The sequence below is a fragment of the Aureispira anguillae genome (assembly GCF_026000115.1).
Lineage (GTDB): Bacteria > Bacteroidota > Bacteroidia > Chitinophagales > Saprospiraceae > Aureispira > Aureispira anguillae.
Window position 1 is genome coordinate 7,515,795 of the sequence record NZ_AP026867.1, and the last position, 25,006, is coordinate 7,540,800.

Below are 25,006 nucleotides of genomic sequence, written 5' to 3' on the forward strand. Positions count from 1 at the left end.
TTTCCTTGACAAAAAAGTGGAACCAATTGTTTTTTAGAAGGCGTTTTAGGAATGATTTTGAAGTATTAAACTAAAACATCTTCTGATTATGAAAAAGCTTTTTTCTATTCCCTCTATTCGAAGAAAACGCTATGATCTAAAAGTAGCTAAATTAGTAATGGCTGCTGCTGCTGATCCCTATCGCCCTTTGGTCGCTCATTTCTTGATTACCAAACGCTGCAATTTATCTTGTGGTTATTGTTTTGAATATGACAATGTATCGCCACCGATTCCCTTGGATACGCTCAAAGCACGCATTGACGAATTTAAGCGGTTGAAAGTGGTTTTTGTTACGCTTAATGGCGGAGAGCCATTGATGCATCCCAATATCGTAGAACTCGTACGCTATATTTATGATGCTGGAATGGTTCCGATGATGAATTCTAATGGATTTCTATTAAAGCCAGCACTTATACAGCAGCTTAACGATGCAGGGCTCTATGCCATACAGATTTCCTGTGATGGAATGAAAAAAAATAAGGTTTCTCGAAAAACCATGGACATTTTGCGCCCCAAGTTGGATTTATTGGCAGAATTAGCTGAATTTAAGGTACGAATCAATACTGTTTTGGGAGCCTGTCCTCCACAAGAGGCAATAGCAGTAACTCAAATCGTTTTGGATTTAGGATTTGATGCTCAATGTTCTTTGCTTCGAGATGCTAATGGGGCCGCAATTCCACTCAATAAGGAGAACCAAGACGCTTATTTTGCCATTCGAAAGATGCGTGGTCGGCTTCCTGCTATTTTGAATGATGGTTTCCAATTGCCTTTAGTGAATGGAGAAGAAAATGATTGGAAATGCCGTTCTGGGGCTCGTTATTTTCACATTGATGAACATGGGCTGGTTCACTTGTGCCAACCTAGAAGCGGTTTTCCCGCAAAGCATATTAGTGATTATAATAAGGAAACAATCAAAGCCTGTTTTCATATGTACAAATCTTGCTCTAAGCGTTGTGCGCATGCTTATGCCCATATCGGCAGTCGGCTAGATACCTTTCGGCACCAAGAAGATTTTTAACTACTTAATTGCTTCTTAAATACCATCAAGCGTAACAACAACGCTTCGTTTTCTCACCACCAATCAAAATCAAAATGAAAGATATAAGCATTATTTTCCCTGCCTACAATGAAGTAGAACGAATTGAACCCACTATTGTATCCTATTATGAAGCGCTAGAAGAAATGAACTTTAGCTACGAACTGCTTGTTGTGGATGATGGGTCTACTGACGATACGGTGCTATTGATCCAACAGCTTTGTACTAGAATTCCTAACTTGAGACTTATTCAATGCCCAGAAAATAAAGGAAAGGGCGCAGCGGTACGAGTAGGAATGTTAAATGCACTAGGAGAAATTCGGATTATGACCGATGCGGATGGCTCTGTAGAGGCTGATCAATTGGATAAGTTGCTTCACCCTATTCTTTTTGAAAAGGCTGATGTGTCTATTGGTTCTCGTTATATAGAGGGCGCAGTAGTTAGTAATCCCCAGCCTTTGTATCGCCGTTGGTGGAGTCGATTTGCTAATGTTATTATTCAAAAAATACTCTTGCCAGGGATATTGGATACGCAGTGTGGTTTTAAGGCATTCAAAGCATCTGTAGCTACTGCTGTTTTTGGAGATACGGCCACAAATGGTTGGTCTTTTGACTTGGAAGCCTTAGCTTTAGCACAACTAAAAGGTTTTCAAATTCAAGAAATTCCAGTATGTTGGGCTGATGATGCTCGAAGCAAGGGGCATTTGGGACAATTGCCCAAAACCATTGCAGAATTGTTTCGCATTCGAAAACAAATCAAACATAAACAATTAGCCTTAGAAAAAATCTAAAGAATTGAAATTACAGAATAGACGTTATCCTGAACTGGAGAACAAGCAGATCCATAAACAAAGTTTGTGATAACGTCTAATCAATAAATGATTAAAGGGGATGAAGTTTAATACTAAAATAGATGAAACGCTTTTTATTTCGACGATAGCATCTCAACAAGACGATCAATTTTGTAGGAGGCTAGACGAGGGCTTAAGTGTCATCTGGAATGTAGGAAACGATGCCCAATTTAAAGTTGACAATAAGGAAATTAGGATAAAAAAAAATTGTGTTATTTTTTTGACAGAATTTTATAATGTTGATAGCTTTGAATTTCAACAACTGAATGTGATTCAATTTTCTAGGCAATTTTATTGCGTAGAGAGCAACGATGAGCTGGGCTGTAGAGGCTTGCTTTTTTTTGGAGAACAACATGTGCCTAAAATTATTTTGCCAGCAGATACCATCAAGCAGTTTAAGTTATTGTGGGAGGTATTTATGATGGAAATGGAAGAGGAGGATGACTTTAAATTAGAGATGTTGAGAAGTTTACTCAAGCGATTTTTGATTTTATGCCTTAGAGTTTATAAAAAGCAAAATAATAACCTACCTACTGATAATAGCAATGTCGCTCTAATTAGAAAATTCAATTATCTTGTTGAAAAAAACTATAAAACCCATTCAAAGGTATCCGATTACGCCCAATTACTGCACAAGTCCCCCAAAACGCTTTCTAATATCTTTAGTAAGTATATTAATAGAACACCGCTTCAAATTATTAATGAACGTCGATTTTTAGAGGCAAAGAGAATGCTGTTATACACCGATCAATTGATTTATGAAATAGCTGAAGAACTAAATTTTAAAGACGTTCAATCTTTTAGCCACTTTTTTAGTGTTCGAGCGGGAGTTGCTCCTTCCTCTTTTCGAGCGACTTTGTGAAAAGTCATTTAAAAGCCCATCCAAACGACAACTTCCTTTATCTCTACAACTCCTAGATGGAGTCCTTCTATCTTATTTAAAGAAATAGTTATTTTTTATTGGTGTCGGGAAGAATAAACAAATTGTAGGGAATTTTAAAAAAGGATAAAAATGATCTTTTAGACTACCTTTGTAATGTTTTTAGCCTGTCTTTTTGAAAAAATGTTCATTTGTATTTTGAGGTAAAATTCACAAAACAGCGGGAAGAATACCTAACAAGATAATAGGCACTTCCTCTTATCTTTGTACCAGTAATAATTTTATTTCCTTGGCTAAAAAACAAAGAAAATGAAAAACAAACAAATTGCTACTTTTGGCGGCGGTTGCTTCTGGTGTATAGAAGCAGTTGTTCAACAATTAAAAGGAGTTGAGAAGGTGGTTTCGGGATATGCTGGTGGTAAGGAGACTACTCCCAATTATCGTTCGGTTTGTTCTGGTCAAACAGGACACGCAGAAGTGGTACAAGTTACCTTTGATGGAGCAGTGATTTCTTATGAAGATTTGTTATTGATTTTTATGACCAGTCATGACCCAACCACATTAAATAGGCAAGGGGCAGATAAGGGGACGCAATATCGATCAATCATTTTATATCACAATGAAGAACAGAAAGCTATTGCAGAAAAAACAATCGATGCGCTTAAGGAGCTTTTTCCAAATCCAATTGTAACTGAATTGGTAGCATTGGAAAAATTTTATCCTGCGGAATTGTATCATCAAAATTATTACAACAATAATTCCCATGCTGGTTATTGCCAGATTGTTATCAATCCTAAAATTAAAAAATTGAAACAGTATTATGCGGAATGGCTAAAGAAATAACAGTGCATTTATTTAGTTGTTGTTTAGTTTTGATTATCAGTGTTGTGTGTAGAAAAATACACAAACTATTCTCATGACTCAACTTCCTCATAAGCGATAATGCACTAAAGGAGTAAGTAACACCATAAGCAGCACATAGTCACAGCGAACCAATGGAGTATTCTCAATATAAACAAGTTAAAAATGGCGAACAGAACAAATAAATATGGGCTAGAAGGTAATCAAGCTCCTGAATTAAGTGTTCCAAGGTGGATCAATGAAAAGGGAGAAGAATCCGACTCAATATTCTTAGCAGATTATGAAGGAAAATTTAAAATTATTTATTGTTTTCAGGCTTGGTGCCCAGGCTGTCACAGTCAAGGTTTACCTGCATTAAAAAAAATGGTAGAAGCACTAAAAGAGAATGATAAGGTAGCTTTTATAGCGATTCAAACTGTCTTTGAAGGGCAGCATGAAAATACATTTGCAAAAGTAAAAGAGATTCAAAAACAATATGAGTTAGCAATCCCTTTTGGGCATGATGTAGGAACAGAAGCAACACAAAATATTTCTTCAACCATGTATCACTATCGAACAGGAGGGACACCTTGGTTTATTCTAATTGATCAAAAAGGAAGGGTCATTTTTAATGATTTTCATCTGAATACAGAAAAAGCAATTGAATTTTTAAAGACAATTTGCTAGAGATAAACTATTTTGCCCCTAGTAGATCGATTGTAGTGAAGGTGATTTCCTGCAACGAGCAATCGCTCAATCTCTAATTAAAGATTTTAACATAGACCAATGAAATTAACCATAAACGATACCTTTAATACAGAACTGCCAGCGGATAAGAATCGAAATAATGTTCCAAGGCAAGTTTATGATGCTTGTTTTTCTTATGTCGATCCCATTGCGCCTCAAAAAGCAACACTGATTCATGTTTCTGATGAAATGTTGAATGCAATAGGGTTAAAAGAAGAGGATAAGCATTCAGATGAATTCTTAGCAATCTTTTCGGGAGCAAAAAAAATGGAAGGAACAAGTCCTTATGCAATGTGTTACGGAGGGCATCAGTTTGGGCATTGGGCAGGACAGTTAGGTGATGGTAGAGCCATCAATTTAGCAGAAGTAAGGCATAATGCCCAGCAATGGGCATTACAACTTAAAGGAGCTGGCAGAACACCATATTCTCGTTCAGCCGATGGACTAGCAGTGTTGCGATCATCCGTAAGGGAGCATTTGTGTAGTGAAGCAATGCATCATTTGGGCATTCCAACAACTCGATCTTTGTCATTGGCACTGACTGGGGATCAAGTTTGGCGAGATATGCTTTATGATGGTAATGCTGCTTACGAAAAGGGGGCGGTTGTTTGTCGGGTAGCTCCTTCCTTTATTCGTTTTGGTAATTTTCAATTATTGACCGCTAGGCAAGATATAAAGAATCTAAAGATACTTGCAGATTATACGATTCGGCATTTTTTTCCAGAGATTAAGGAAGGAAAGGGAACAAAACAAGCCTATATTCAATTTTTTCAAGAAGTGGCTACTAAAACGCTGGATATGATTATCCATTGGCAGCGAGTAGGCTTTGTACATGGCGTAATGAATACAGACAATTTTTCTATTTTGGGACTGACAATAGATTATGGCCCTTATGGGTGGTTAGAAGGTTATGACCACAATTGGACGCCTAATACAACCGATAAAGATTATCGACGCTATAGATTTGGCAATCAACCTGGAGTTGCGTTGTGGAATCTGGCTCAGTTGGGCAATGCACTTTACCCATTAGTAGAAGAAACGGAACCTTTGGAAGCTATTTTACAGCAATTTAGAGTGGATTATGCAAAAAAGTATTTAAGCATGATGCTCAATAAGTTGGGATTAGAATCTGTAGAAGAAGGAGACGAAAAACTAATCCATGATTTAACCGATTTATTGCAACAGTCAGAAGTTGATATGACGTTATTTTTCCGAAACTTTTTTTATTTTGTAAAGGATACGTCCATTACTGGGGGGATAAAAACATTGGATTTTATAATGGATGCTTTTTATAAACCTGAAGAATTGAATGATAGCGTATTGGGATTGTGGCAGGATTGGCTGTTTAAATTTAAAATGAGATTACAAAAAGACAAAAAAACAGACCAAGAACGCCAAGTGTTTATGAATCGCATCAACCCTAAATATGTATTGCGGAACTATATGGCACAATTAGCCATTGACCAAGCCAATTCAGGAGATTATTCCTTAATTGAAGAACTCTACCAAATGCTTAAAAAGCCTTATGAGGAGCAACCTGAATATCAACGATGGTTTGCAAAACGTCCAGAATGGGCAAGGAATAAAGTGGGGTGTTCTATGTTGTCTTGCAGTTCTTAAAAAAGAAGAACGGGATGTTTTTAACAATATACCCTTAAGTTGGTTGCCTACGACGGAGAGATTAAAATTTAGCAACCACCCATTCATTTTGCCTACTTATTTGTAATAACATTTCTTCGTGAATTTTTTAATTTTCCTACACAAAACATAAAAAATCCACGAAGTATTATAATAAAAAATGATGAACAATAGACTTAATATCAGTTTAATAGAAATTGGTGCGCCCTTGCCCGATTGGTTGCTTGAACCAATTAACGAGGGGCAAACGCTTCCTACCCCTAAAGATTACCAAGGGACACCTTTATTAATTCTTTTTTTTAGTCTTGGATGCCCAGGTTGCTTGGGTAGAGCAATTCCTTATGCTAATCGGGTGGTCTATGAAAACGGGGAACGTATCAATGTCTTGGGAATTCATACCAATTTTGAAGGAGTTGATTTTGATGCGGCTTATTTTGAAAAGGCTAAAGAGGAGTTTTATATTCGTTTTCCGATCTTTAAAGATTATAATTACGATACGACCTGTCTCAATTATGGCGCAGGAGGAACCCCCCATTGGATTTTGGTTGACGAGGAAGGGAAGGTGGTTTATTCTATTTTTGGATCTGATCCCAACAACGGGTTACTTCGCCTAGATTTAAAAATTAGTGAACTTCTAAATACCTGATAACAACTTAACAATTAATTGTATTTCTTCATGTACTTATACCGTAAGATAGCAACTTCTTATAGTGTATGCTTATAAAAATCATTACTCCGCTAGAAACCAGAACTGGCTCACGAGTGATAACGAACCGACCTCAGGGAGCTCATAAGCGATAGCGCACTAGCTACCTAGCAACGTAGTTACCACGTAGTTAAATCAGCGGAGTATTAAAAAAATATAATGATGCTTAAATGGATTGATGTACTCAAACTGGCTAATAATGGAAACCCCAAACCAGATAGAAGAGTCGAAAAAACAGAAGAAGAATGGAAAGCTATTCTCAGCCCTGAAGAATTTAGAGTAACAAGGCAGAAAGGAACAGAAAGAGCACATAGTTCCGACTTGTGCAATCTTTTTGAGCCAGGAAAATATGCCTGTGTTTGTTGCGAAACACCGTTGTTTGATAGCGAAGAAAAATTTCAAAGTGGGACAGGCTGGCCTTCATTTACACAAGCCCTTCAAGCGAATGCACTGGCTTATCACAAGGATAAAGGTTTTGGGATGTATCGAATAGAAACGGTTTGCAATACTTGTGATGCGCATCTTGGACATGTGTTTCAAGACGGTCCTCCTCCTAGTGGTTTACGTTATTGTATCAATGCTGTTGCATTAAAAAAATTACCCTAAACAAAAGCAAGAAAAATGAATGCTCTGAAAAAAAAAATGAAATTTACCTGCTAAGCCTTCTTGTTCTTTTATTTGGGCAGGTTTTTATGCCGCATGGTTTTGAAGGCTTTTGGCAACATGCGATTGTTCTTCAAAATGTTTTAATAGGTCTACTTTTATTTAGAAATGCGAGAAAATGGGTCTATATCCTTGCTTTAATCTTAAGTGCGATTCTTTTGATAGAGTGTTTGTTATTTTGGTGGTTTGATGATTTGCTAATACGATTTACAATAGGAGGGCTGTTTATGATTTATTTTCTATTGGCTTCCGTCAAGGTCTACAAAGATATTTTGATGGCTAAAGAGGTCGGCAATGAAACAATTGCAGCAGCTTTTTCAGGCTTTATTATGTTGGGCTTTATTGGGGCTTTTTTGTTTACTTTAGTAGAACTATCAACGCCCAATTCTTTTAGCAATTTAGGAGTGGGAGAAAACCGCTTTCAGAATCTCAATTATTTTAGCTTTGTCAGTTTATTAACAATTGGTTATGGCGATATTGCTCCCTTGACCCCAGTAGCAAAAAAGATGGCTGTTTTTCTAGGTTTGGTTGGAAACTTTTACCTTACTTTTATTACAGCAATAGTTATCGGAAAATACCTAAGTGATAAATAATATTAGTTCGTTGGGAAGCTGTATTTGATGGATTATCAGTAGCTTGTTTGTTTTAAGTAAGCGAGCATAAAAAAGTATAGGTAAAAAAAGAATTATTTTTAGTGCTAATCAAAGAAAAAAGTTGAAGTCTTAGCGAGCTAAGACGAAATTTTTTGATGAAGAGTAGTGCAAAAAGATTTATTTTTTCCTGTAAATTATTGTGAACGATTACTTAAGTGTTGGTTAATTAAAGCATTCCTAATCAACGAACGATTAAACGTTTATTTTAATTAAATTCAATAATTATGAGTCTAATACAATCTCTTTTAAATTATTTAAAGAAAAAAAACACTGCTGAGGAACAAAAGTATCCAGAAGGCTATTGTCCTAATTGTTGGGGGAGATATGAATATGGAGACCACCTCTATGAGGCCGTTCAAAAAGAAAACCTCGATATAAATACTAATGAGTCCGATGTGGGGTGGGTACAATCTTATGCCAACAAACACTTTGCGGGGATTGCCTTAAAACGACAAGGAAATGGGGAAGAACTGATTTGCCCAAAATGCAAAACAAGCTATCAACATTCAGATGAACACACCAATTCGTAAGGTAAATATGGAGGAATATTCGGCGGATTCTTGTCGTTATGAACTTCGTTCTGGAGGGGAGGAAGCAGCCCCCTCTTGCCCTTATGGGAATCGATATCAATGGATTGGTTTTGACCTAGAAAGAGAGGAATATGTGAGGTTCTCTAAATCGGTGTTTAAACAATTAATTCAACAAGACGAATTACAAGAATAGTTTCATTCTTTGATGGTCACTCTTAATCAATAGAATAAACTGCTTAGGGGAGTAGTAGTCAAAGGATCTTCATTTTTTCAGAATAGCATCAAACTTAAAAACATGGAATGGTATCTACCGATTACAATTTTACCTGCCATCGGATTAATAATTATGTCAACAGTTACACAGACCATAGCAATTAGTGCTGAAATAAATGATTTGCTATCTAACAAGTGTAGCCCTTTTCAACACATGGTTTCTGATATAAAAATCAAGCAATTGGGATTGCTGACTCGATCTACCGCATTGTTGTACCTCTCAGCAGGATGTTTTGTCTTATCAGGTGTAATAGGTAGAGTATCTGAGTCGGTCCATTTTATGGAGTTGCCGAGTATCATTTTGTATGTGGGGACAATTTTTGTTTTTATTGCATTGGGTTTTCTAAATCTTTATGGATTCAGAGCGGTGAAGGTTCGAAGAATCCAGCATGAACATAACCATAACTTATAAAAAAATATAGCCTAGCGACTCGCAATGGTGTCGTGGACAAATTGGGTTGTTTCTGGAACATAAACGACATACCCAATTTCTTCTTTTATTTCTTCTCCCTTAATGGTGATAATATCCTTGATTTTTTTTGAGTTTAGCACTAAGGTGTGTTGGTTATCATCAAATTTCTTTTCTAAATCGTATCGCCCACCTGCGGCAATAAATTCTAACAAACGGCTGTTGTTGGACGAAATCTTAATGAGCATTTCAACAACAATACGAGAACCTTTAATGGTTTTGATGGTGATGTTATCGCTATCAACATTCATATTTATTTTGTCTGCATTCATTGAGGCAAAAGTCTGATGAAATTTTAGCGTAGCTTGAGCATAATTATTAGTGATACTAATTAGGCAAAAAATGAGGATATAATAAATTCGTTGTTTCATGTTGAGGCGTCTTTCGGTTTGGGAATATATTTCAATAAACCTTATTCTATAATGGTGCCAAAAATTATTATTATAGCTAGATGATTGGTTGTAATGGCGGCAAATTGGTTTTTGTGAGAAGCCCCCAAAGGCTTATTGGAGTCTTCAAATGGATTGATTTATAGGAGGGTTTTGCGCCTAGGTTTTAAAATGACTATTTATACAAACATTACTCCGTTGAAAACCCGAACCCAGCTATGCTGGCTCATAAGCGATAGCGCATAACACCACACAGTAGCAGCGCAGCTAAACAGAGTGAGTAACAAGGCTCACGTAGTAGCAGCGAAGCTAATCGTATTCAATTATTATATGAGTGCTACGCAGTTGATTATCAAAACGATGTGATTTTGCTGCTCAAAGTGTTAGTTGTTTGATAATCAATCGGATACAAGATGTTTTTTTGCTTTTTTGCAAAAAAAAGCAAAAAATTAACGGAGTATTAACAAAAAGATGTTCAATAAAAATGAGTATTTTTGGCTATTAATATATTTTGGCATCATGTGTTCAAGTCTAAAAGAAGACAAATTTGCCATAGAGAACCGATAAGTAGTTAAGATGAGATTTAGACGATTAACAACAGAAGAATTAGAATCTTTAGAAGAAGATTTTATCCAATTTTTAGCCTCCAACCAGATTACTGCTGATGAGTGGGTTGCCTTGAAGGAAAAGAATGCGGAACGAGTACATGAATTAATTGAATTGTTTAGTGATATTGTATTAGAAAAAGTATTTTCTAATATAGAATGTTTGCAACATAGAACAAAAGACACCATCCGAGTGTTTTATTGCCAAGCTGATAAAATTACCATGACTGGGCTACAAATAACAGATCCTTCTAAGGATTTGACCAACCCCGAACATCTAGCAATTTTAGCAAATCCAGAGACCTTAACGGGTAGTGTAAAGGTCTTTCAAATGGATAAAGCCTATGAAAAAGAGCGACCTGACGAGGTGTTTAGCATGATGTATAAGGATGGTTGTCAGACGGCTAGCAAATCAATGTTTGACGCTTTGGTTAAAATGTATGCCGCATCAAATCACTAAAAAGTATTAATAAATTGCAATAATTTGTATGTTTGTATACAACTATAAAACCGAGGAAAACCATTAGACAGATTTCCCCCCATCAATAAACAGATAAGAACTTTAATTCCTATTATGCAAAATTTTGAACAATTAAGAGACTTATTAACAAGCCCGAAGCGGATTGTAATCACCTCTCATGCCAACCCTGATGGCGATGCTCTAGGAGCTTCTTTAGGGCTTTACCATTACTTAAAAAAACAAGGACATCGAATTACCGTCATTATGCCAACGGAAATGCCTCAATTTCTAAATTGGATGAAGGATTTTGATAAGGTATTAGTTTATGAAAATACCCGAATGTTTTCGGCTCAAATACTAAAAGAGGCAGAAGTGATTTTTGCTTTGGATTATAATGATTTGGGGAGAATCGAAGGAATGAGTTCCTTGGTCGGAAATAGCAATGCCTATAAGGTAATGATCGATCACCATATAGAGCCCAAAGACTTTTGTAATGCTGTTTTATCAGATGTTACAGCGAGTTCAACATGCCAATTGATTTATGAGTTTATAGAAATGATGGATGGTATTGATCAATTGGATGAATCCATTCTTAATGCACTATATGTTGGTATTTTAACCGATACTGGAGGGTTTCGATATGCGACTTCTGCCCGTTTGTTTCGAATTGTTGCCAATATGTTAGAAAATGGAATAGATAACAATAAATTGACAGACTTAGTTTTTAATTCTTATACCGTTAAGAGTTTTAACTTATTGGCCTATTGTATTTCTGATTGTTTGGAATTGATGGAGGAGTATAATACGGGGATTATTACCATTTCTCAAGCCGACCATAAAAAGTATAATATACAGCGAGGGGATTTAGAAGGTGTGGTGAATTTTATTCTTAAAATAAGAAAAATGCGCTGTGCAGCGCTGATTACCGAGCGCCGTGATATTGTAAAGCTTTCTTTGCGTTCTAAAGGTGATTTTTCAGTTCAAAAAATTTGCTCAGAACATTTTAATGGAGGAGGGCATAAAAATGCTTCTGGTGGAGCCATTAAAAAGCCGTTTAAAGACGTAATTGCACAATTTAAGGAGGTGATTACACAACAATATAAGGAAGAATTAACCAAGGAATTGGTCGTGGAACTCTAGAAAATACAGGTATTAATGTTCTCAATATTCAATAAAAAACAGAAAAAAAATCACCTGCTATTTGGCGAATTGGTCTACCGAAAAAATCGAGGAGCCAATAAAAAGCAACTTCCAGGTTTTTGGGAAGGCTTGTTACAGTTGGAGGAGAAACAGCCCACTCAGCTTATCCTTTGGGGCGACAAAAAAGCAACCCCACATCCTAAGCAAGAGGCTTTGTTCAATCGAATTGTCAACAAGATGGATTATTACATTCAGCTTTCCAAAGAAGGATTGTATCAACATATTCGAGAAGAAGAAGCACAGATTGGGCATACAGATGATGCTTTGCCAATTGATTTGGACGGTCCAGATGTAACATGGACGTTAGAGCAGTTGTATTTCCAAGCTTATCCAATGAGTGAGCGTTTGCAAGAGGATTTAGAAACGGATTTGGACGGGGTAGCTTGGGGTTTTCGGTTTAAGGTGAGCGGGTTTTACAATGGAGGTGGAGCGATTACTGCGTATTCTGCTTTTGTTAATTTGAATTTGCATCCTAAATTTCCCTTTACCTACCAATAATTGACCTTTGGTTCTGAGGAAGGTGAAAATTTTAATAACTGGTTAGATTAACATTTATTGTTTTCTAAAAAAATAGTAGTAAGTCGTATGCTTGTATCCTTTTAAATACAAAGCTTACGACTTACTACTTAGAACAAAATAGTAATAAAGGACAGAAGAATTTAAACTACATCGTTGCTCCTTGTACTTTTACTTTGGTACTGGTATCAATTCCTTTTAAGATTTCAATGTTAATACCGTCAGAAAGACCAACTTCTATATATTTCTTTTGAAATTCTTGTTCGGCAATCTCCTCTTCGACATAGACCTTACCATTGTCCTCAAACATCAAGTCACGTTCTAGTATCGCCAGCACATTCTCACGTTTGTCCAAGATAATATCCGCACTAGCACTATAACCTGCACGCAAGAAAACGCCTTCACGTTGTACCAAATCGGCAATGATCTCAAATTTGACAGAGCCCGATTCTTCGACCCCTTTGGGCGAAATATAATCCAATACTGCCTCAAATTTTTCTTTTTCAATCGCACCAACGGTCAACTCTAGACGCATTCCTTTTTTGAGTTGCCCAACGTCAGACTCGTCAATATTGCCCTCAAAAACTAAGTCTTTCATATTGGCAACTTCTGCAATAATGGTACCTTCATTAAAGGTATTTCGTTCTGTCACAGCATCTCCAACTTCTACACTGACATCCAAGACCATTCCATCTACAGTAGAACGTACCATATTGGCAACTTGACCCGATTTACTAGCGACTCCCTTTTGCAACAACTGTACATTGCTAATAGCAGATTCCAATTCTTGCGAAAGAACATCTACATTTGAAGCAAGCTCTTTGATGGAACTACTAGCGCCTATTTTTGCATTTTCGAGTGCTGTTTGAGCGACCTCCAAAGCCGTTTTGTAGTTCAGGTAATCAAGTTCAGCAATCGTTCCATTTTCAAATAGTTGTTTATATTTTTCTTCTTGAACTTTTGCTCTATTAAATTCTGTTTCTGCCTGTTGAACATCGTATTTATTGGTGTTGATGCCTTTTTGTTGAGCATAACGACGTTTGGCTTCTGCCAAGCGAATACGAGCCAGTTCAACATTGGCTTTGGCATTATTGAGTGCTGTAGGGCTAGGAACCAGACGCAATCGAGCAATTGGATCGCCTTTTTTGACAATGTCTCCGCCTTTTACAAATAGCTCATCTACGATTCCCGAAACTTGGGAAGTAATCACAATTTCTATTCTTGGCTTTACGGTACCTGTAGCAACAGATTTGAGCGTAATAGAGGTCTGATAAGGGCTAGTAATTTCATAACTAGCATCGCCAGTACCCGAACCACTATAAAAATAAGAAATTAGCCAAATGGATAAAAATACAAACAGGGTTAAAACAACTCCGAGTATTATGTTTTTCATTATAAGTAACTGTGTATGTGAATTAACAAACAACTTAGATTAGATCAAAACCTAAGTCTTGAAATTTTTTTTTAATCTGAACGCAAGGCTTCTACAGGATTGATTCGGGCAGCATGCAAGGCAGGAAGTAGCCCCGCTAATAAACCGGAAAACACTAAAACAACAAGCGACCCTATACTGACCCCTAAGTTGACCTCTGGATTCATAAACATTTGCCCACTCATATCCATTCCCGAAACAAAGTAATCAATAAAGGATATAATTCCTGTGCCAAGCAACAACCCAAGATAGCCAGATAAAGTGGTAATGAATACAGATTCTAGCAAAATCAAACTAATGATAGACCAAGGAGTTGCCCCAATTGCTTTGCGGACACCAATCTCTCTAGTACGGTCTTTTACGGTAATCAGCATCACATTACTAACGCTCACAACACCTGCCATTAAGGTACCGATTCCTACAATCCACAAAAACCAGCGAATTCCACTAAATAAGCCTGTTATCTTTCTATATTCTTTCTCTAGGTTAAAACAACCAATGGCTTGTTGATCCTCAGGCGAAATTCTATGCCTTGATTTTAATACCTGAATAATATCGTCTTCTACATCACTTACTCTTGTATTGCCATCAATGGTACAAACAAACCAAGAAATATCTTCTCCATTACCAAACAGACGCAAAGAAGTACTTAGCGGAATAAAAATAGTTTCTTCTGCTTCTTGCAACCTTCTGGATTCGCCATCAAACTTGATAACGCCCACCACCTGAAAAGGTATTCCTTTGACAATAAGATATTTCCCAATGGGGTTTTCATTGCCAAATACTTCTTCTTGAACCGTTCGACCAATTACCGCAACTTTTCGAACCTCTTCTTCATCCTTGTAATTGAGCACTCGCCCTTGCGTTGGAATTAATGACTCTACCTGAAAGATTCCCTCCCATTCACCACGAAGCCCAAAATTGTTGGATTGCGTTTTGTAGGAAGCAACAACATTGTTCGTAACATGGCGAGGGGCTAAAATATCCAGAAAGGGCAGTTGCTCTCGAAGTGCTCTAATGTCGCTCACATTAAACGACTCCCAGCGACCAACAGGCATTCCCTTGTACGCTATGCTTGTTTCTTCGGGCCAAATGTATAAACTATTGGTAGAACGTCCTCCAAATTCATTGAGAATCCCCTTTTCTAAACCATCTCCCATGCCCAACATAAAAATAAGCATAAAAATACCCCAAAATACTCCCGCAGCAGTGAGTCCTGTACGTAGTTTATTTTGTCGGATTGTTCCGAAAATTTCCTGCCATATATCTCTATCAAACACTTATGAGAATTTTTTGGAATTAATTATTCATGAAGCAAGTGGTTAGAGGCTTGTTCTATGAATAATATTGAAAGGAATTAAATGAAAAAATAGTTTAGGATAGAACAAAAAAAAAGCCAATACAACATGATTTGCCTACCGTGAATGGTTTAAGGCTACAAAAGTAAGATAAAATTCAAAAGCCCAAAAATTAAAAAGGCGAATACCTCTATTTTTAACGATTCATTTTGGATTCATACTACTCTATAAAAAAAACTTCCCGTCTGTGTCACAAAAAAATAGAAAGGACAGTCTTCTATTAAAATTTGTTCATCACAGGCTACCTATTTTATCGTGTACCAAGTAGCTTCTTTAAGTATTAAATATGAAAAAAATACATCAGATATCAGGGATTGTATTGAGTTTGTTTGTCAGTCTACATTTTTGCAACCACCTTATGGCGCTTAGCAGTGTCCAAATGCACATAGACTGGATGAATCGATTTCGTTTGATTTATCAAAACCCTTTTATTGAGCCTTTTTTATTGTTTGCCATCTTAGCACAAATTGTATCGGGCATTCAATTGGTTCGAAACCGAGGATGGAGGCAGGTAGATATTTATAATAAAATACAGGTTTATTCAGGAATCTACCTAGGCTTCTTCTTGCTGATGCATACTTCAGCTACTTTAGTAGGGCGTTTTTTATTGTTGGTAGATACCAATTTTTATTATGCAGCTATGGTCGTTAACATCAAGCCGATTGCCTTCTTTTATGTTCCTTATTATATGTTGGGAACCTTGTCTTTTTTTGCCCATATAGCCTGTGTGCTAAGGCTTAAAAGCATGCGCAGCAACGGTCGAAAAAAAGCATCTAGGTTAGCCAATGGAATCATGGTCTTGGGGCTTGTTGTTACACTACTCATTATTTTTGCTTTTACTTACCAAATTACATTACCACAAGAATATGTGGATTTGGTCAATCGTTTTATAGGATAATAAGGTTGTTTTTTTGACAGTGGGAGAGATTAAAAAATTAAGGTGGTTTAAGTACAGTTTTAAACCACCTTTTTTATAGCTATTGGTGTGTTTATTCTTACTAAAAAATAAAAAAAGTGAACTTATTAAATGCTGTAAACTTGCATTTTTGAAATTTTAGATCTATTATTGTTGATAAATCAATAATTGATAATGTGAAATATGAGTGAAGATTTACGATTAGATGATGTTTATATTTTCTTATTAGAACGAGTTTCTAAGCGGTTTAAAAAATATGCCAAGGCAGAATTGGGGACTATTGGGGTGAAACTTTCTAGCGACCAATGGGTGGTTTTAAAACGAGTAAGTGAGCGTCCTGGAACAACCCAGCGAGAAATTGCTACATCAACGTACAAAGATCCTGCTTCTATTACTCGAATTTTAGATTTGTTGCAAAAAGAAAACTTAATTAAACGGGAAGGGGGCAATGACCGCCGTTCCTTTGGAATTTATCTTACGGATAAAGGAGCAGCACTCGTGCAAAAAATATTGCCAACAGCTGTTGAAATTAGGGCAAAAGGCTTAGAGGGGATTAGCGAAGATGAAAAATTGTTACTGAATCGTTTGTTAAAAAAGATTCATGACAATTTTGATAAATAGCAGGGCTATTTTTTTGTGTATATTGTTGATGTGTCAATAATATAAAGATCAATTATTGAAAGTGAAATATTTAATACCATTTCTATAACTTTATAAAATTAAAAAGAATGAAAAATTTACTATTAGGAAGCATTTTATGTTTTGCCATTTCGGTTGATAGCGCAGTAGCGAACACCAATCCTATTAAAGCAATTGTTGAAGCAGTCGAAAACTTTGCCAGTAATGCCGATCAACAAAATGTTGCTAAAATGGAAAAAACCTTGCACAAAGATTTTCGTGCGGTGCTGAACCAGCTATTTGGGAGCAAAGAAGTTAGCATTACCAATAAGGAGAGTTACCTTGAACTATTGAAGGCTAAAAAAATTGGAGGAGATACCCGAATCGTTACAATTAATAGTGTTGATATACAAGGAAAAAATGCTTTTGTAAAAGCTACTTTTAAGGGCAAAAAATTAAATTTTAATACCTATTTGTTGTTGGTTGAAGAAGAAAAAGGACTGTGGAAAATAATTAGTGACACACCACTTATAACAACAGTAGAGTAATGATGATTAACGTTCCGTGGAGAAACAAAGATTTGAAAGAGATGGCAGTTTTGACACCTCTTTCAATCTTTATATTAATAACAGTTAAAATAGCCTAAGGCACTCTAACCGATTGATGTATTATCTCAAAAACTTAAAAATAGAACGACCAGGATAATAAGCAGCATCTCCTAGTTCTTCCTCAATACGAAGCAATTGATTGTATTTTGCAATTCTATCTGAACGAGAAGCAGAACCAGTTTTGATTTGTCCTGTATTTAGGGCAACCGCTAAATCGGCAATTGTCGTATCTTCTGTTTCGCCAGAGCGATGGCTCATAACACTAGTATAAGAGGCTCTATGTGCCATATTTACGGCCTGAATGGTTTCAGTTATACTACCAATTTGGTTGACCTTTACCAAAATAGAATTCGCTGTATTTTGCTCAATACCTCTAGACAAACGTTCGGTGTTGGTTACAAATAAATCATCCCCAACAATTTGAAGTTTGTTGCCTAATTTTTCGGTCATCAGTTTCCAGCCATCCCAATCGTCTTCATCCAAACCATCCTCAATAGAAACAATAGGGTATTTTTTGCACCAATCTTCCCAAAAAGCCACCATTTCGCCCGAAGACAATTTGCGACCATCAGACTTGTGGAAGTGATACACTTTTTCTTCTGCATTGTAAAATTCAGAAGCAGCAGCATCCAAAGCAATCAAAATATCTTCCCCTACTTTATAACCAGCTTTTTCGATGGCAGTAAGTATCGTTTCTAATGCTTCTTCATTAGAACCTAAGTTAGGAGCAAAACCTCCTTCATCCCCTACATTTGTAGAGTGGTTCTTGCTTTTTAGTACTTGCTTTAAGTTATGGAAAATTTCTGTTCCCATACGCAATCCCTCATGGAAGGTATCTGCCCCTACAGGCATAACCATAAACTCTTGTATGTCAATTGAGTTGTCGGCATGAGAACCACCATTTAGAATATTCATCATAGGAACTGGCAAGGTGTTGGCTCCAACACCACCAATATAGCGATATAAAGGTAGACCAGCTTCTTGAGCACCTGCTTTTGCAATGGCCATCGAAACCGCTAAGATTGCATTGGCTCCTAATTTCCCCTTATTGTGGGTGCCATCTAGATCCAACATAACTTGATCTATGATCCCTTGATCCAAAACACTATGACCAATAATTTCAGGAGTAATAATGTCCATTACATTGATACAAGCATCAATAACTCCCTTCCCCATATAACGGTCTTTGTTGCCATCTCTAAGCTCTACTGCTTCGTATTTTCCTGTAGATGCTCCCGATGGAACAATCGCACGTCCCATAATACCACTAGATGTAAAAACTTCTACTTCAACAGTAGGATTACCTCTTGAATCTAAAACTTCTCTTGCAAAAATATCTTCAATAATCATGATTGATAAATGACTTGAAAAAGTGAATAGTTAGTTGTCTCAATAGTTCGTTAACCTTTAAATAATTTTTGTTCTTTGGCAAGGCCCTCTAGCAGTAAATTGTATGCTATCCCATTTTAAAATTTTATGCGATTAGCTGCACGACTATTGGGTTACCAAGAAACCATAGTTTTTATCTAAAAAACTAATGAACTATTATTCTCTAATAATGAGGCAAAGATAAGGGAATTTAATTCCTAACCATCAATTCTTAATTAAATTTTATTCTTTGAATAAATCTGCAAAAAAAGAAAGCTAAAATGCGTTCTTGATGAGGAGAAAACGTAGCCGTTTAAGCCCTGAAAATTTGATGATTGAGCAGACTAATTAAGCAGCCATACAATCATCAAATTTTGAAGCTAGAAGAAGATTAGAATAAGTTTTTAGACCGTAGCAATACAAGAAATTTCTACATTGACATATTTGGGCAAGTTAGCCACCTCTACCGCTTCACGAGCAGGAGCAGTATCATCATTAAAATAACGAGAATAAACCTCATTTATAGCGGCATAATTCCCCATGTCAGACATAAAAATGGTGCACTTAATCACATTTTCAAAGGTAGTATTGGCTTCGGCTAAAACCCCTGCAAGGTTTTGCATTACTCGTTCGGTCTCAGATTTGATTCCACCTTGTTCCAATTCGCCAGTTGCTGGATCAATGGCAATTTGACCCGATACATATAAAATACCATTGGCAATAACAGCTTGGTTGTAAGGACCTACAGGAGCAGGAGCATTGTTCGTTTGGATGATTTGTTTCATAATGTTATTGTGTTAAAGAGATGTCGTGGTTGGATAAAAGACTCCAATGGTTAAATTTAAGTGCTAGAATTGATACCTCAAAATAGAAGTACTAAATTCTATGATAAATGTTTTAATATAATAATCTCTTGTTTGGTCAAAAATCGAGATTTTCCAATCGGAATGTTTTTCTTGGTTAGCGAGGCATAGCGAACACGATCTAGTTTGACGACCTCGTAGCCCAAGTGCTCAAAAATACGTCGAACAATACGATTTCGACCAATGTGAATTTCTATACCAATCGTCTTGTTGTTGTCTCCATATTCAATGGCATCAACAGGAGCAGGGCCATCTTCTAACTGTAACGTCTGACGTATTTTTTCTAGATCTTGAGGAAGCAAAGCCTTGTCCAGTTTTGCCTTATACACCTTTTTTACCCCAAAACTAGGATGCGATAATTTTTGTGCAAACGTTCCATCATTGGTTAAGAGCAATAACCCTGTTGTATTTCGATCCAAGCGACCAACGGGATAAATGCGTTCTTTGGTGAGATCAGATACAAAATCCAAGACGGTTTTTCTACCATTTTCATCGTGAAGGGTTGTGATGACGTTTTTAGGCTTGTTGAGTAGGATGTAAACATGATTTCGAGTCGGTTGGACAATCTCATCCTGAAACTTAACGACATCCGCTGCCTGAACCTTGTATCCCATTTCCAACATGACAACATCGTTGACAGTAACCAAGCCGTTTTGAATGTGTTCACTGGCTTTTCGGCGAGAGCAAATACCTGCATGAGCAATGTATTTGTTTAAGCGCATATTTTCTTCTACAGGCGCTTCGTGGCTAGTGGGAACTTCCTTTTTTTTGAATTTAGACTGTTTGTTTGCAAATTTTTTCTTGCCAAAACCTTTTTTATCAAAATTCTTCTTATTAGACTGCTTTTTAGGGCGTTTTTCCTTTTCGGCATCTGCATAATAAGATACCTCATCATAGGGATCTTCAGTTGCTTTTTTCTTATAAAATTTACTGAATGGCTTATCGTTGTCTCTATTCGGTTTACGCTTCATGTATTGGATATATAAGTAAGCATTTAAAACATTAGTCTGATTCTTAATGGTATAAAACTTACTTTAAATGAAAATATGAGACAAAGTTAAGCTATTTACTGCTGTTACCCAAACAAAAGCAAAGAGAGGACTTATAAAATATCTTCATTGGAGGGAGGGAGTTGAATATCCTCTGGGGGTGATTTCCTTTCTATTCTAGTGGGAATCACTTTAGTTGGAGACGAGCTACTTCTTTTATGAGGTGTTGTCTCGGTTTCTTTGGGCTCTTTGTCTGAAGCAGAACGGTTTTCTAATCCCCATGTTTCAGGGCTTCTTAGTGTTTCAGACATAATTTTAAAAACTGGCGCTTCTATGTATTTTTCTTTATGTTTTAAGATATAATAAGCGACACTAAGCAGTACAATAGCAATCAATAAAAAACTCAAAACATAAGCAAAAGAACTCATGAAGAAAGAAAAAATCCAGCCTAATAATAAAGCCAATGCAATAGAAACAAACATTAGACAAACAATCGCTAACGTCCAAATCGCAATTAAACCAGCTAAGGAGGCCAATCCTCTAGCTAGATCCAGTGCAATTTGACCACGATAATCGTCAAATTTGGTATCTAGATACTCTGTTAGTGTCTCTTTGACTCGATCTGTAATTGTTTTCTTGCTGCCAAACATTGATTTTGGTTTAAATGAAGTACTAGTGTTTAAAGAACCGAAAAAAAAATAAAAATGTTCAAAATTTACTTTACAATGTACTTAGAACTTTGTGATTTAAAAATAGACTACAAAAATAAAGGTAAAAACCAAGTGTATAAAGCAGGGGGCAAACTTAATCAAAAAGTAAAAAGAAAAATCATAGATAGCCAAGATTCAGCGCTATAAAATTAATTAAAAATCAAATCATAATTTGAAAAAAAAATAGTACATTTATGAGTTAATGAAAGCCAAGCTTTTGAGCTAATAGGTCTTTTTGGCAGATCAATAAATGACGCATTACCAACATGAAAAATATCATCTACTTATCTTTATTTGTCCTAAGTTGTGCCTTCCAATCCATTGCTCAAACACCCATGTTAAGCAATCAAGGGGCACTTATTTCTGTCAAGGGAAATGCCTTTGTTGCTGTGCATGGTGATGTACAGAATGATAAAGATGGTACCTTCCACAATAGCAATGCATTGCACCTTTGGGGAGACTGGGAAAATAACGCCAATAATGAGGCTTTTACGAGTATAGGGGAAGGAGTAGTTCACCTTCGGGGAAGCAACCAAACCATAACAGGAACTTCTATTACTCGGTTTTATGATTTAAGGCTAGAAAACTTAGGAATAAAGCATGCCACAATAGATGTCTATGTAGATGGTTTTTTGCGTTTGAATGATAGAGAATTTGATGTAGATAGCAATGTTGTACACGTTTTTAATACAAATTTGACGGCAGTTGAACATCTACAAGTCGCCAATAACTGGGGATTTGTAAGTAGCTTAAAAGATGGAGGCTTATTGCGCCATACCAATACTACAGCGGCTTATTTTTATCCTGTGGGATCAACACAGGGGACGGCACGTTTTCGTCCCGTTAATATTCACCCTACTTCAACGGCTCCTGCTGCATTTAAGGTTAGAATGGCAAATGTAGATGCAAGCCTTGAGGGTTGGGATCGCAATTTAAGAGCCTATCGTATTTGCGAATTAAATCCTAATTTTTATCATAGAATAAGCCGAACGATGGGGACAGAGGAGGCGAATGTAGAGTTGTTTTTTGATGCTGCTCAAGATGGAAATTTTGCAGATATAGGGCAATGGACAACCGCTAATATTTGGGACGTAGCAGCTAGTGGAGTGTTGGGAACAAACACAACGTATAATTTAGATACTAGAACTAGCCAGCAAGCCATTTCTAGTTTTACACCCAATCCTTTTATTTTGACTCGTTTAAGTCCAACAGTAAATCTTACTGTAGATCCTAGTTCCATCTGTTCAACAGATACCACATTACTAACGGCGAGTTCAAGTGGTGCTGCATTCAGTAATTACGATTTTTATGTAGATACTTTTTTGGTACAATCAGGGAGTTTAGATTACTATAATTTAGCTTCACCAAGACTTGGAGAGGTGCCAATTTGGGTGGTTGGATCATTCCCAGATTGTGGTGATGTTAGTGATACTACTTTGTTGACTGTTTATCAAGGAGTAACTGCTACAGCTTATTCTGATACCATTATTATAGCAGGAACCAGTGCTAGTTTAACGGCTACAGGAGGCGACTTTTATAATTGGTTGCCTGATACTGCCTTAAGTTGCAATATGTGTGCAACAACAATAGCGTCACCTTTGCAAACAACAACCTATTGGGTAGAGGTGGAAAATATTGATGGATGTAAGGACACAGCAAGCGTTTTGGTTGATGTGCGAGAAGATATTAATCAGGTTGTTTTTATCCCCAATGTATTAACTCCTAACAACGATGGTTTTAATGATACTTGGCGAATTAAAAATATACAATTGTTTCCTAAAAATGCGGTTAGGATTGTCAATAGATGGGGAGATATTGTTTTTAGAACAGACAATTATCAGAACGATTGGGAAGGGACTTATAGTGGTGGACAATTACCAGCAGGAACCTATTATTATGTATTAGATATTGGTGGTCAATGGGGAGTATTAAAAGGAGATGTAACTATTATTCGAGAGTAAAGTGCTTTGAAAATGAAAAAAATCTACAGTTTTATTGTTGGTATAATGTGCTGCATAGGAACGAGTAAGGCACAGCAAATGCCCTTACTAAGTGAATTTATGCACAGCCCTGCATTGATTAATCCTGCTATGGTAGGTTGGGAAGACCTAACCGCCATCACTGCTGCCTATCGTCACCAATGGACAGGAGTAAAGAATAACCCCATTACTTTTATGCTTAATTTTCGTCATTTTGATGAAAAAAGAAACATGGCATTTGGTGGGGGATTGACACATGACCAAACAGGACCTACTTCATTTACAGGGTTAAATTTTCAATATGCTTATCATCTTAAGTTTGGATCTGAGAAAAAGCGGCAAGAAAAACGGCATCGCCTATCACTTGGTTTGTCACTTTCTGCGAACCAATACCGCCTAGATGGATCTAAATTGGCTTATAACGATGCCAATGATCCTTTGATTATAGGAAATAACGACTTCAAAATATTGCCAGATGCTAGTTTAGGGCTTTTTTATTATAGCGACCTCTATTATGTAGGATTTTCTGTACCACAGCTCATTTCTATGAATGTAAAATTTGACAGTGATAATGCCTTGTCTAATATCCAGCGAGTAGCACATTTTTATATTAATGCAGGGGTGAAAATTGATTTGCGAAGCAAAAAAGATGGTCTGACTAGAAAGTCGCTCAAGGAAAAATCAAAACATATGCTAATCCCATCTATTTGGTTTAGATATGCGCCTTCAAGCCCTATGAACTTAAATTTGCACTTGCGTTATGTCTGGCATCAGATGTTAGGCATAGGTTTTGGAGGTTCTACAGATGGAACCATATCTTTTGATATCAATGTGCATATCAAAAAACGATTTCGGGTGGGCTATGCTTTTAGTTTGCCTGTTAATGGCTTAACCAATCATTTGGGAACGAATCATGAAATTATGTTGACTTATGTATTGGGAAGCAATGGGAATGGATGGACATTTGAGCAAGCAGAGCAACAATTAAAATTTAAAAAGAAACCCAAAAAAAAGATAGGGGAAAAACAAGAATAAGAGTGTTGTAAACTTAGGCTAAACATAAACTACATGGAACATTATAGGGTTAATAAATTACTACTAATTTTATTGTTGGCAATTAGTTTTAACGCCTGTAAGAACATTTTATCCTATCAGCAAATGGAAAAAAAACTAAAAAAATTGGAACAGTTTACGTATCAATTTGGAGATGCTTCTGTTCCTCCTCCTTTTCATAGAAGTTATACAATTGTTGCTAATAAAGATAGCATCCTGTTGACCGTAGATAGTTATGGAGATACGCTGGTTCAAAAAAAATACCAAATGCCTGAGGATGGTTTGACAAGGATCGGACAAGCACTTATCAAAAATAAAATTCACAAACGCCGTCAAAAAAAAGAAGCCAATGGTTGTACAGGCGGCACTACTCAGTCTATTGCTTATCGTTGTCATGAGGATGCTAAGCCTTTTTCTGCTTCAAGATATAATTGTGGTGGCGAGCATTATGGAACCTTGATGGGGGACATCGATAGTTTTTTAGTTGATATTTACCCTTTAACACCCGATCTAAAGGAGGTACTCCGTTCTACCCAATAAAAGAGGGAGCAGTACAGAGCTTATCCTGTACCAACTCCCTAATCAAGTCAAATTTAGTTTTATGTTATGATGCAAAG

General features: G+C 36.6%; 29 protein-coding genes. 22 read left to right on the plus strand and 7 right to left on the minus strand.

Going from position 1 to position 25,006, the window contains the following annotated elements:
- Window positions 1-88: 88 nt before the first annotated feature.
- From AsAng_RS28975 to AsAng_RS29030, 12 genes are all read left to right on the plus strand, one after another.
- A complete protein-coding gene (locus AsAng_RS28975; RefSeq protein WP_264790653.1) occupies window positions 89-1,057 on the plus strand; it encodes a radical SAM protein in 969 nt (322 codons plus the stop codon).
- A gap of 74 nt (window positions 1,058-1,131) precedes the next feature.
- Window positions 1,132-1,866 (plus strand): dolichyl-phosphate beta-glucosyltransferase, encoded by a 735-nt coding sequence (locus AsAng_RS28980; RefSeq protein WP_264790654.1) that lies wholly within the window; start codon window positions 1,132-1,134, stop codon window positions 1,864-1,866.
- Window positions 1,867-1,966: 100 nt separating this feature from the next.
- Window positions 1,967-2,788, plus strand: coding sequence for an AraC family transcriptional regulator (locus AsAng_RS28985; RefSeq protein WP_264790655.1), 822 nt, complete (start codon window positions 1,967-1,969; stop codon window positions 2,786-2,788).
- 327 nt (window positions 2,789-3,115) lie between these two features.
- Complete coding sequence (gene msrA, locus AsAng_RS28990; RefSeq protein ID WP_264790656.1) at window positions 3,116-3,649, plus strand: peptide-methionine (S)-S-oxide reductase MsrA; 534 nt, start codon at window positions 3,116-3,118, stop codon at window positions 3,647-3,649.
- Between the two features lie 183 nt (window positions 3,650-3,832).
- The gene (locus AsAng_RS28995; RefSeq protein ID WP_264790657.1) at window positions 3,833-4,333 is read left to right on the plus strand and encodes a peroxiredoxin family protein; all 501 of its coding nucleotides are present in this window, start codon (window positions 3,833-3,835) and stop codon (window positions 4,331-4,333) included.
- 99 nt (window positions 4,334-4,432) lie between these two features.
- A complete protein-coding gene (locus AsAng_RS29000; protein WP_264790658.1) occupies window positions 4,433-6,013 on the plus strand; it encodes a protein adenylyltransferase SelO in 1,581 nt (526 codons plus the stop codon).
- Between the two features lie 178 nt (window positions 6,014-6,191).
- Window positions 6,192-6,677: a TlpA family protein disulfide reductase gene (locus AsAng_RS29005; RefSeq protein WP_264790659.1), complete on the plus strand. Its 486-nt coding sequence runs from the start codon at window positions 6,192-6,194 to the stop codon at window positions 6,675-6,677.
- A 222-nt stretch (window positions 6,678-6,899) separates the two neighbouring features.
- Entirely contained in the window at window positions 6,900-7,343 is a 444-nt protein-coding gene (gene msrB, locus AsAng_RS29010; RefSeq protein WP_407655354.1) for a peptide-methionine (R)-S-oxide reductase MsrB, read from the plus strand.
- Window positions 7,344-7,429: 86 nt separating this feature from the next.
- Window positions 7,430-7,993 (plus strand): potassium channel family protein, encoded by a 564-nt coding sequence (locus AsAng_RS29015; RefSeq protein WP_264790661.1) that lies wholly within the window; start codon window positions 7,430-7,432, stop codon window positions 7,991-7,993.
- 284 nt (window positions 7,994-8,277) lie between these two features.
- Window positions 8,278-8,583: a hypothetical protein gene (locus tag AsAng_RS29020; protein ID WP_264790662.1), complete on the plus strand. Its 306-nt coding sequence runs from the start codon at window positions 8,278-8,280 to the stop codon at window positions 8,581-8,583.
- Window positions 8,564-8,776: a hypothetical protein gene (locus AsAng_RS29025; RefSeq protein WP_264790663.1), complete on the plus strand. Its 213-nt coding sequence runs from the start codon at window positions 8,564-8,566 to the stop codon at window positions 8,774-8,776. Before AsAng_RS29020 ends, AsAng_RS29025 begins: the two co-directional genes overlap by 20 nt.
- 102 nt (window positions 8,777-8,878) lie before the next feature.
- Window positions 8,879-9,268, plus strand: coding sequence for a hypothetical protein (locus AsAng_RS29030; RefSeq protein ID WP_264790664.1), 390 nt, complete (start codon window positions 8,879-8,881; stop codon window positions 9,266-9,268).
- Between the two features lie 11 nt (window positions 9,269-9,279).
- Here AsAng_RS29030 and AsAng_RS29035 read toward each other — a convergent pair whose 3' ends face one another.
- Window positions 9,280-9,696: a hypothetical protein gene (locus AsAng_RS29035; RefSeq protein WP_264790665.1), complete on the minus strand. Its 417-nt coding sequence runs from the start codon at window positions 9,694-9,696 to the stop codon at window positions 9,280-9,282.
- Between the two features lie 594 nt (window positions 9,697-10,290).
- Here AsAng_RS29035 and AsAng_RS29040 point away from each other — a divergent pair.
- The 3 genes from AsAng_RS29040 (at window position 10,291) to AsAng_RS29050 (ending at window position 12,477) form a co-directional block, all read left to right on the plus strand.
- Complete coding sequence (locus AsAng_RS29040) at window positions 10,291-10,779, plus strand: DUF6495 family protein (protein WP_264790666.1); 489 nt, start codon at window positions 10,291-10,293, stop codon at window positions 10,777-10,779.
- Window positions 10,780-10,893: 114 nt separating this feature from the next.
- Window positions 10,894-11,919, plus strand: a complete 1,026-nt coding sequence (locus tag AsAng_RS29045) for a DHH family phosphoesterase (RefSeq protein ID WP_264790667.1) — start codon at window positions 10,894-10,896, stop codon at window positions 11,917-11,919.
- Window positions 11,920-11,934: 15 nt separating this feature from the next.
- Window positions 11,935-12,477 (plus strand): hypothetical protein, encoded by a 543-nt coding sequence (locus AsAng_RS29050; RefSeq protein ID WP_264790668.1) that lies wholly within the window; start codon window positions 11,935-11,937, stop codon window positions 12,475-12,477.
- A 166-nt stretch (window positions 12,478-12,643) separates the two neighbouring features.
- On the opposite strand, the gene AsAng_RS29055 is transcribed toward AsAng_RS29050, so the two are convergent.
- On the minus strand, window positions 12,644-13,888 hold the full coding sequence (locus AsAng_RS29055; RefSeq protein ID WP_264790669.1) for an efflux RND transporter periplasmic adaptor subunit: 1,245 nt from the start codon (window positions 13,886-13,888) through the stop codon (window positions 12,644-12,646).
- Between the two features lie 71 nt (window positions 13,889-13,959).
- Window positions 13,960-15,207, minus strand: coding sequence for an ABC transporter permease (locus AsAng_RS29060; RefSeq protein WP_264790670.1), 1,248 nt, complete (start codon window positions 15,205-15,207; stop codon window positions 13,960-13,962).
- Window positions 15,208-15,571: 364 nt separating this feature from the next.
- On the opposite strand from AsAng_RS29060, the gene AsAng_RS29065 reads away from it, so the two are divergent.
- From AsAng_RS29065 to AsAng_RS29075, 3 genes are all read left to right on the plus strand, one after another.
- Window positions 15,572-16,183 carry a hypothetical protein gene (locus AsAng_RS29065; protein WP_264790671.1) on the plus strand — a complete coding sequence of 204 codons (612 nt, stop codon included), beginning with the start codon at window positions 15,572-15,574 and terminating at the stop codon, window positions 16,181-16,183.
- A 201-nt stretch (window positions 16,184-16,384) separates the two neighbouring features.
- Entirely contained in the window at window positions 16,385-16,822 is a 438-nt protein-coding gene (locus tag AsAng_RS29070) for a MarR family winged helix-turn-helix transcriptional regulator (RefSeq protein ID WP_264790672.1), read from the plus strand.
- Between the two features lie 107 nt (window positions 16,823-16,929).
- Entirely contained in the window at window positions 16,930-17,367 is a 438-nt protein-coding gene (locus AsAng_RS29075; RefSeq protein WP_264790673.1) for a nuclear transport factor 2 family protein, read from the plus strand.
- Between the two features lie 120 nt (window positions 17,368-17,487).
- Here AsAng_RS29075 and eno read toward each other — a convergent pair whose 3' ends face one another.
- The 4 genes from eno to AsAng_RS29095 all read right to left on the minus strand — a co-directional run bounded on the left by eno (window position 17,488) and on the right by AsAng_RS29095 (window position 21,297).
- Window positions 17,488-18,780: a phosphopyruvate hydratase gene (gene eno / locus AsAng_RS29080; RefSeq protein WP_264793593.1), complete on the minus strand. Its 1,293-nt coding sequence runs from the start codon at window positions 18,778-18,780 to the stop codon at window positions 17,488-17,490.
- A gap of 419 nt (window positions 18,781-19,199) precedes the next feature.
- Window positions 19,200-19,580: a Rid family detoxifying hydrolase gene (locus tag AsAng_RS29085; RefSeq protein ID WP_264790674.1), complete on the minus strand. Its 381-nt coding sequence runs from the start codon at window positions 19,578-19,580 to the stop codon at window positions 19,200-19,202.
- A 98-nt stretch (window positions 19,581-19,678) separates the two neighbouring features.
- Window positions 19,679-20,629: a pseudouridine synthase gene (locus tag AsAng_RS29090; protein ID WP_264790675.1), complete on the minus strand. Its 951-nt coding sequence runs from the start codon at window positions 20,627-20,629 to the stop codon at window positions 19,679-19,681.
- A gap of 131 nt (window positions 20,630-20,760) precedes the next feature.
- Window positions 20,761-21,297 (minus strand): phage holin family protein, encoded by a 537-nt coding sequence (locus AsAng_RS29095; RefSeq protein WP_264790676.1) that lies wholly within the window; start codon window positions 21,295-21,297, stop codon window positions 20,761-20,763.
- A gap of 75 nt (window positions 21,298-21,372) precedes the next feature.
- Between AsAng_RS29095 and AsAng_RS29100 the strand changes: the two genes are divergently transcribed.
- The 4 genes from AsAng_RS29100 to AsAng_RS29115 all read left to right on the plus strand — a co-directional run bounded on the left by AsAng_RS29100 (window position 21,373) and on the right by AsAng_RS29115 (window position 24,929).
- Window positions 21,373-21,504: a hypothetical protein gene (locus tag AsAng_RS29100; RefSeq protein ID WP_264790677.1), complete on the plus strand. Its 132-nt coding sequence runs from the start codon at window positions 21,373-21,375 to the stop codon at window positions 21,502-21,504.
- A gap of 119 nt (window positions 21,505-21,623) precedes the next feature.
- Window positions 21,624-23,318, plus strand: coding sequence for a gliding motility-associated C-terminal domain-containing protein (locus tag AsAng_RS29105; protein ID WP_264790678.1), 1,695 nt, complete (start codon window positions 21,624-21,626; stop codon window positions 23,316-23,318).
- 12 nt (window positions 23,319-23,330) lie between these two features.
- Window positions 23,331-24,371 carry a PorP/SprF family type IX secretion system membrane protein gene (locus AsAng_RS29110; RefSeq protein ID WP_264790679.1) on the plus strand — a complete coding sequence of 347 codons (1,041 nt, stop codon included), beginning with the start codon at window positions 23,331-23,333 and terminating at the stop codon, window positions 24,369-24,371.
- Between the two features lie 33 nt (window positions 24,372-24,404).
- Window positions 24,405-24,929: a hypothetical protein gene (locus AsAng_RS29115; protein WP_264790680.1), complete on the plus strand. Its 525-nt coding sequence runs from the start codon at window positions 24,405-24,407 to the stop codon at window positions 24,927-24,929.
- Window positions 24,930-25,006 lie beyond the last annotated feature (77 nt).

Bases quoted from the DNA above. Each gene is read 5' to 3' on its own strand.
- AsAng_RS29065 (WP_264790671.1), top strand. From the start codon at position 15,572: ATGAAAAAAATACATCAGATATCAGGGATTGTATTGAGTTTGTTTGTC.
- AsAng_RS29105 (WP_264790678.1), top strand. From the start codon at position 21,624: ATGAAAAATATCATCTACTTATCTTTATTTGTCCTAAGTTGTGCCTTC.
- AsAng_RS29050 (WP_264790668.1), top strand. From the start codon at position 11,935: ATGTTCTCAATATTCAATAAAAAACAGAAAAAAAATCACCTGCTATTT.
- AsAng_RS29030 (WP_264790664.1), top strand. From the start codon at position 8,879: ATGGAATGGTATCTACCGATTACAATTTTACCTGCCATCGGATTAATA.
- msrA (WP_264790656.1), top strand. From the start codon at position 3,116: ATGAAAAACAAACAAATTGCTACTTTTGGCGGCGGTTGCTTCTGGTGT.
- AsAng_RS29100 (WP_264790677.1), top strand. From the start codon at position 21,373: ATGTACTTAGAACTTTGTGATTTAAAAATAGACTACAAAAATAAAGGT.
- AsAng_RS29015 (WP_264790661.1), top strand. From the start codon at position 7,430: ATGCCGCATGGTTTTGAAGGCTTTTGGCAACATGCGATTGTTCTTCAA.
- AsAng_RS28985 (WP_264790655.1), top strand. From the start codon at position 1,967: ATGAAGTTTAATACTAAAATAGATGAAACGCTTTTTATTTCGACGATA.
- AsAng_RS29075 (WP_264790673.1), top strand. From the start codon at position 16,930: ATGAAAAATTTACTATTAGGAAGCATTTTATGTTTTGCCATTTCGGTT.
- AsAng_RS29005 (WP_264790659.1), top strand. From the start codon at position 6,192: ATGATGAACAATAGACTTAATATCAGTTTAATAGAAATTGGTGCGCCC.
- AsAng_RS28975 (WP_264790653.1), top strand. From the start codon at position 89: ATGAAAAAGCTTTTTTCTATTCCCTCTATTCGAAGAAAACGCTATGAT.
- AsAng_RS29115 (WP_264790680.1), top strand. From the start codon at position 24,405: ATGGAACATTATAGGGTTAATAAATTACTACTAATTTTATTGTTGGCA.
- AsAng_RS29085 (WP_264790674.1), bottom strand. From the start codon at position 19,580: ATGAAACAAATCATCCAAACGAACAATGCTCCTGCTCCTGTAGGTCCT.
- AsAng_RS29020 (WP_264790662.1), top strand. From the start codon at position 8,278: ATGAGTCTAATACAATCTCTTTTAAATTATTTAAAGAAAAAAAACACT.
- AsAng_RS29000 (WP_264790658.1), top strand. From the start codon at position 4,433: ATGAAATTAACCATAAACGATACCTTTAATACAGAACTGCCAGCGGAT.
- AsAng_RS29095 (WP_264790676.1), bottom strand. From the start codon at position 21,297: ATGTTTGGCAGCAAGAAAACAATTACAGATCGAGTCAAAGAGACACTA.
- AsAng_RS29090 (WP_264790675.1), bottom strand. From the start codon at position 20,629: ATGAAGCGTAAACCGAATAGAGACAACGATAAGCCATTCAGTAAATTT.
- AsAng_RS28980 (WP_264790654.1), top strand. From the start codon at position 1,132: ATGAAAGATATAAGCATTATTTTCCCTGCCTACAATGAAGTAGAACGA.
- AsAng_RS29025 (WP_264790663.1), top strand. From the start codon at position 8,564: ATGAACACACCAATTCGTAAGGTAAATATGGAGGAATATTCGGCGGAT.
- AsAng_RS29110 (WP_264790679.1), top strand. From the start codon at position 23,331: ATGAAAAAAATCTACAGTTTTATTGTTGGTATAATGTGCTGCATAGGA.
- AsAng_RS29040 (WP_264790666.1), top strand. From the start codon at position 10,291: ATGAGATTTAGACGATTAACAACAGAAGAATTAGAATCTTTAGAAGAA.
- msrB (WP_407655354.1), top strand. From the start codon at position 6,900: ATGCTTAAATGGATTGATGTACTCAAACTGGCTAATAATGGAAACCCC.
- AsAng_RS29035 (WP_264790665.1), bottom strand. From the start codon at position 9,696: ATGAAACAACGAATTTATTATATCCTCATTTTTTGCCTAATTAGTATC.
- AsAng_RS29070 (WP_264790672.1), top strand. From the start codon at position 16,385: ATGAGTGAAGATTTACGATTAGATGATGTTTATATTTTCTTATTAGAA.
- AsAng_RS29045 (WP_264790667.1), top strand. From the start codon at position 10,894: ATGCAAAATTTTGAACAATTAAGAGACTTATTAACAAGCCCGAAGCGG.
- AsAng_RS29055 (WP_264790669.1), bottom strand. From the start codon at position 13,888: ATGAAAAACATAATACTCGGAGTTGTTTTAACCCTGTTTGTATTTTTA.
- AsAng_RS28995 (WP_264790657.1), top strand. From the start codon at position 3,833: ATGGCGAACAGAACAAATAAATATGGGCTAGAAGGTAATCAAGCTCCT.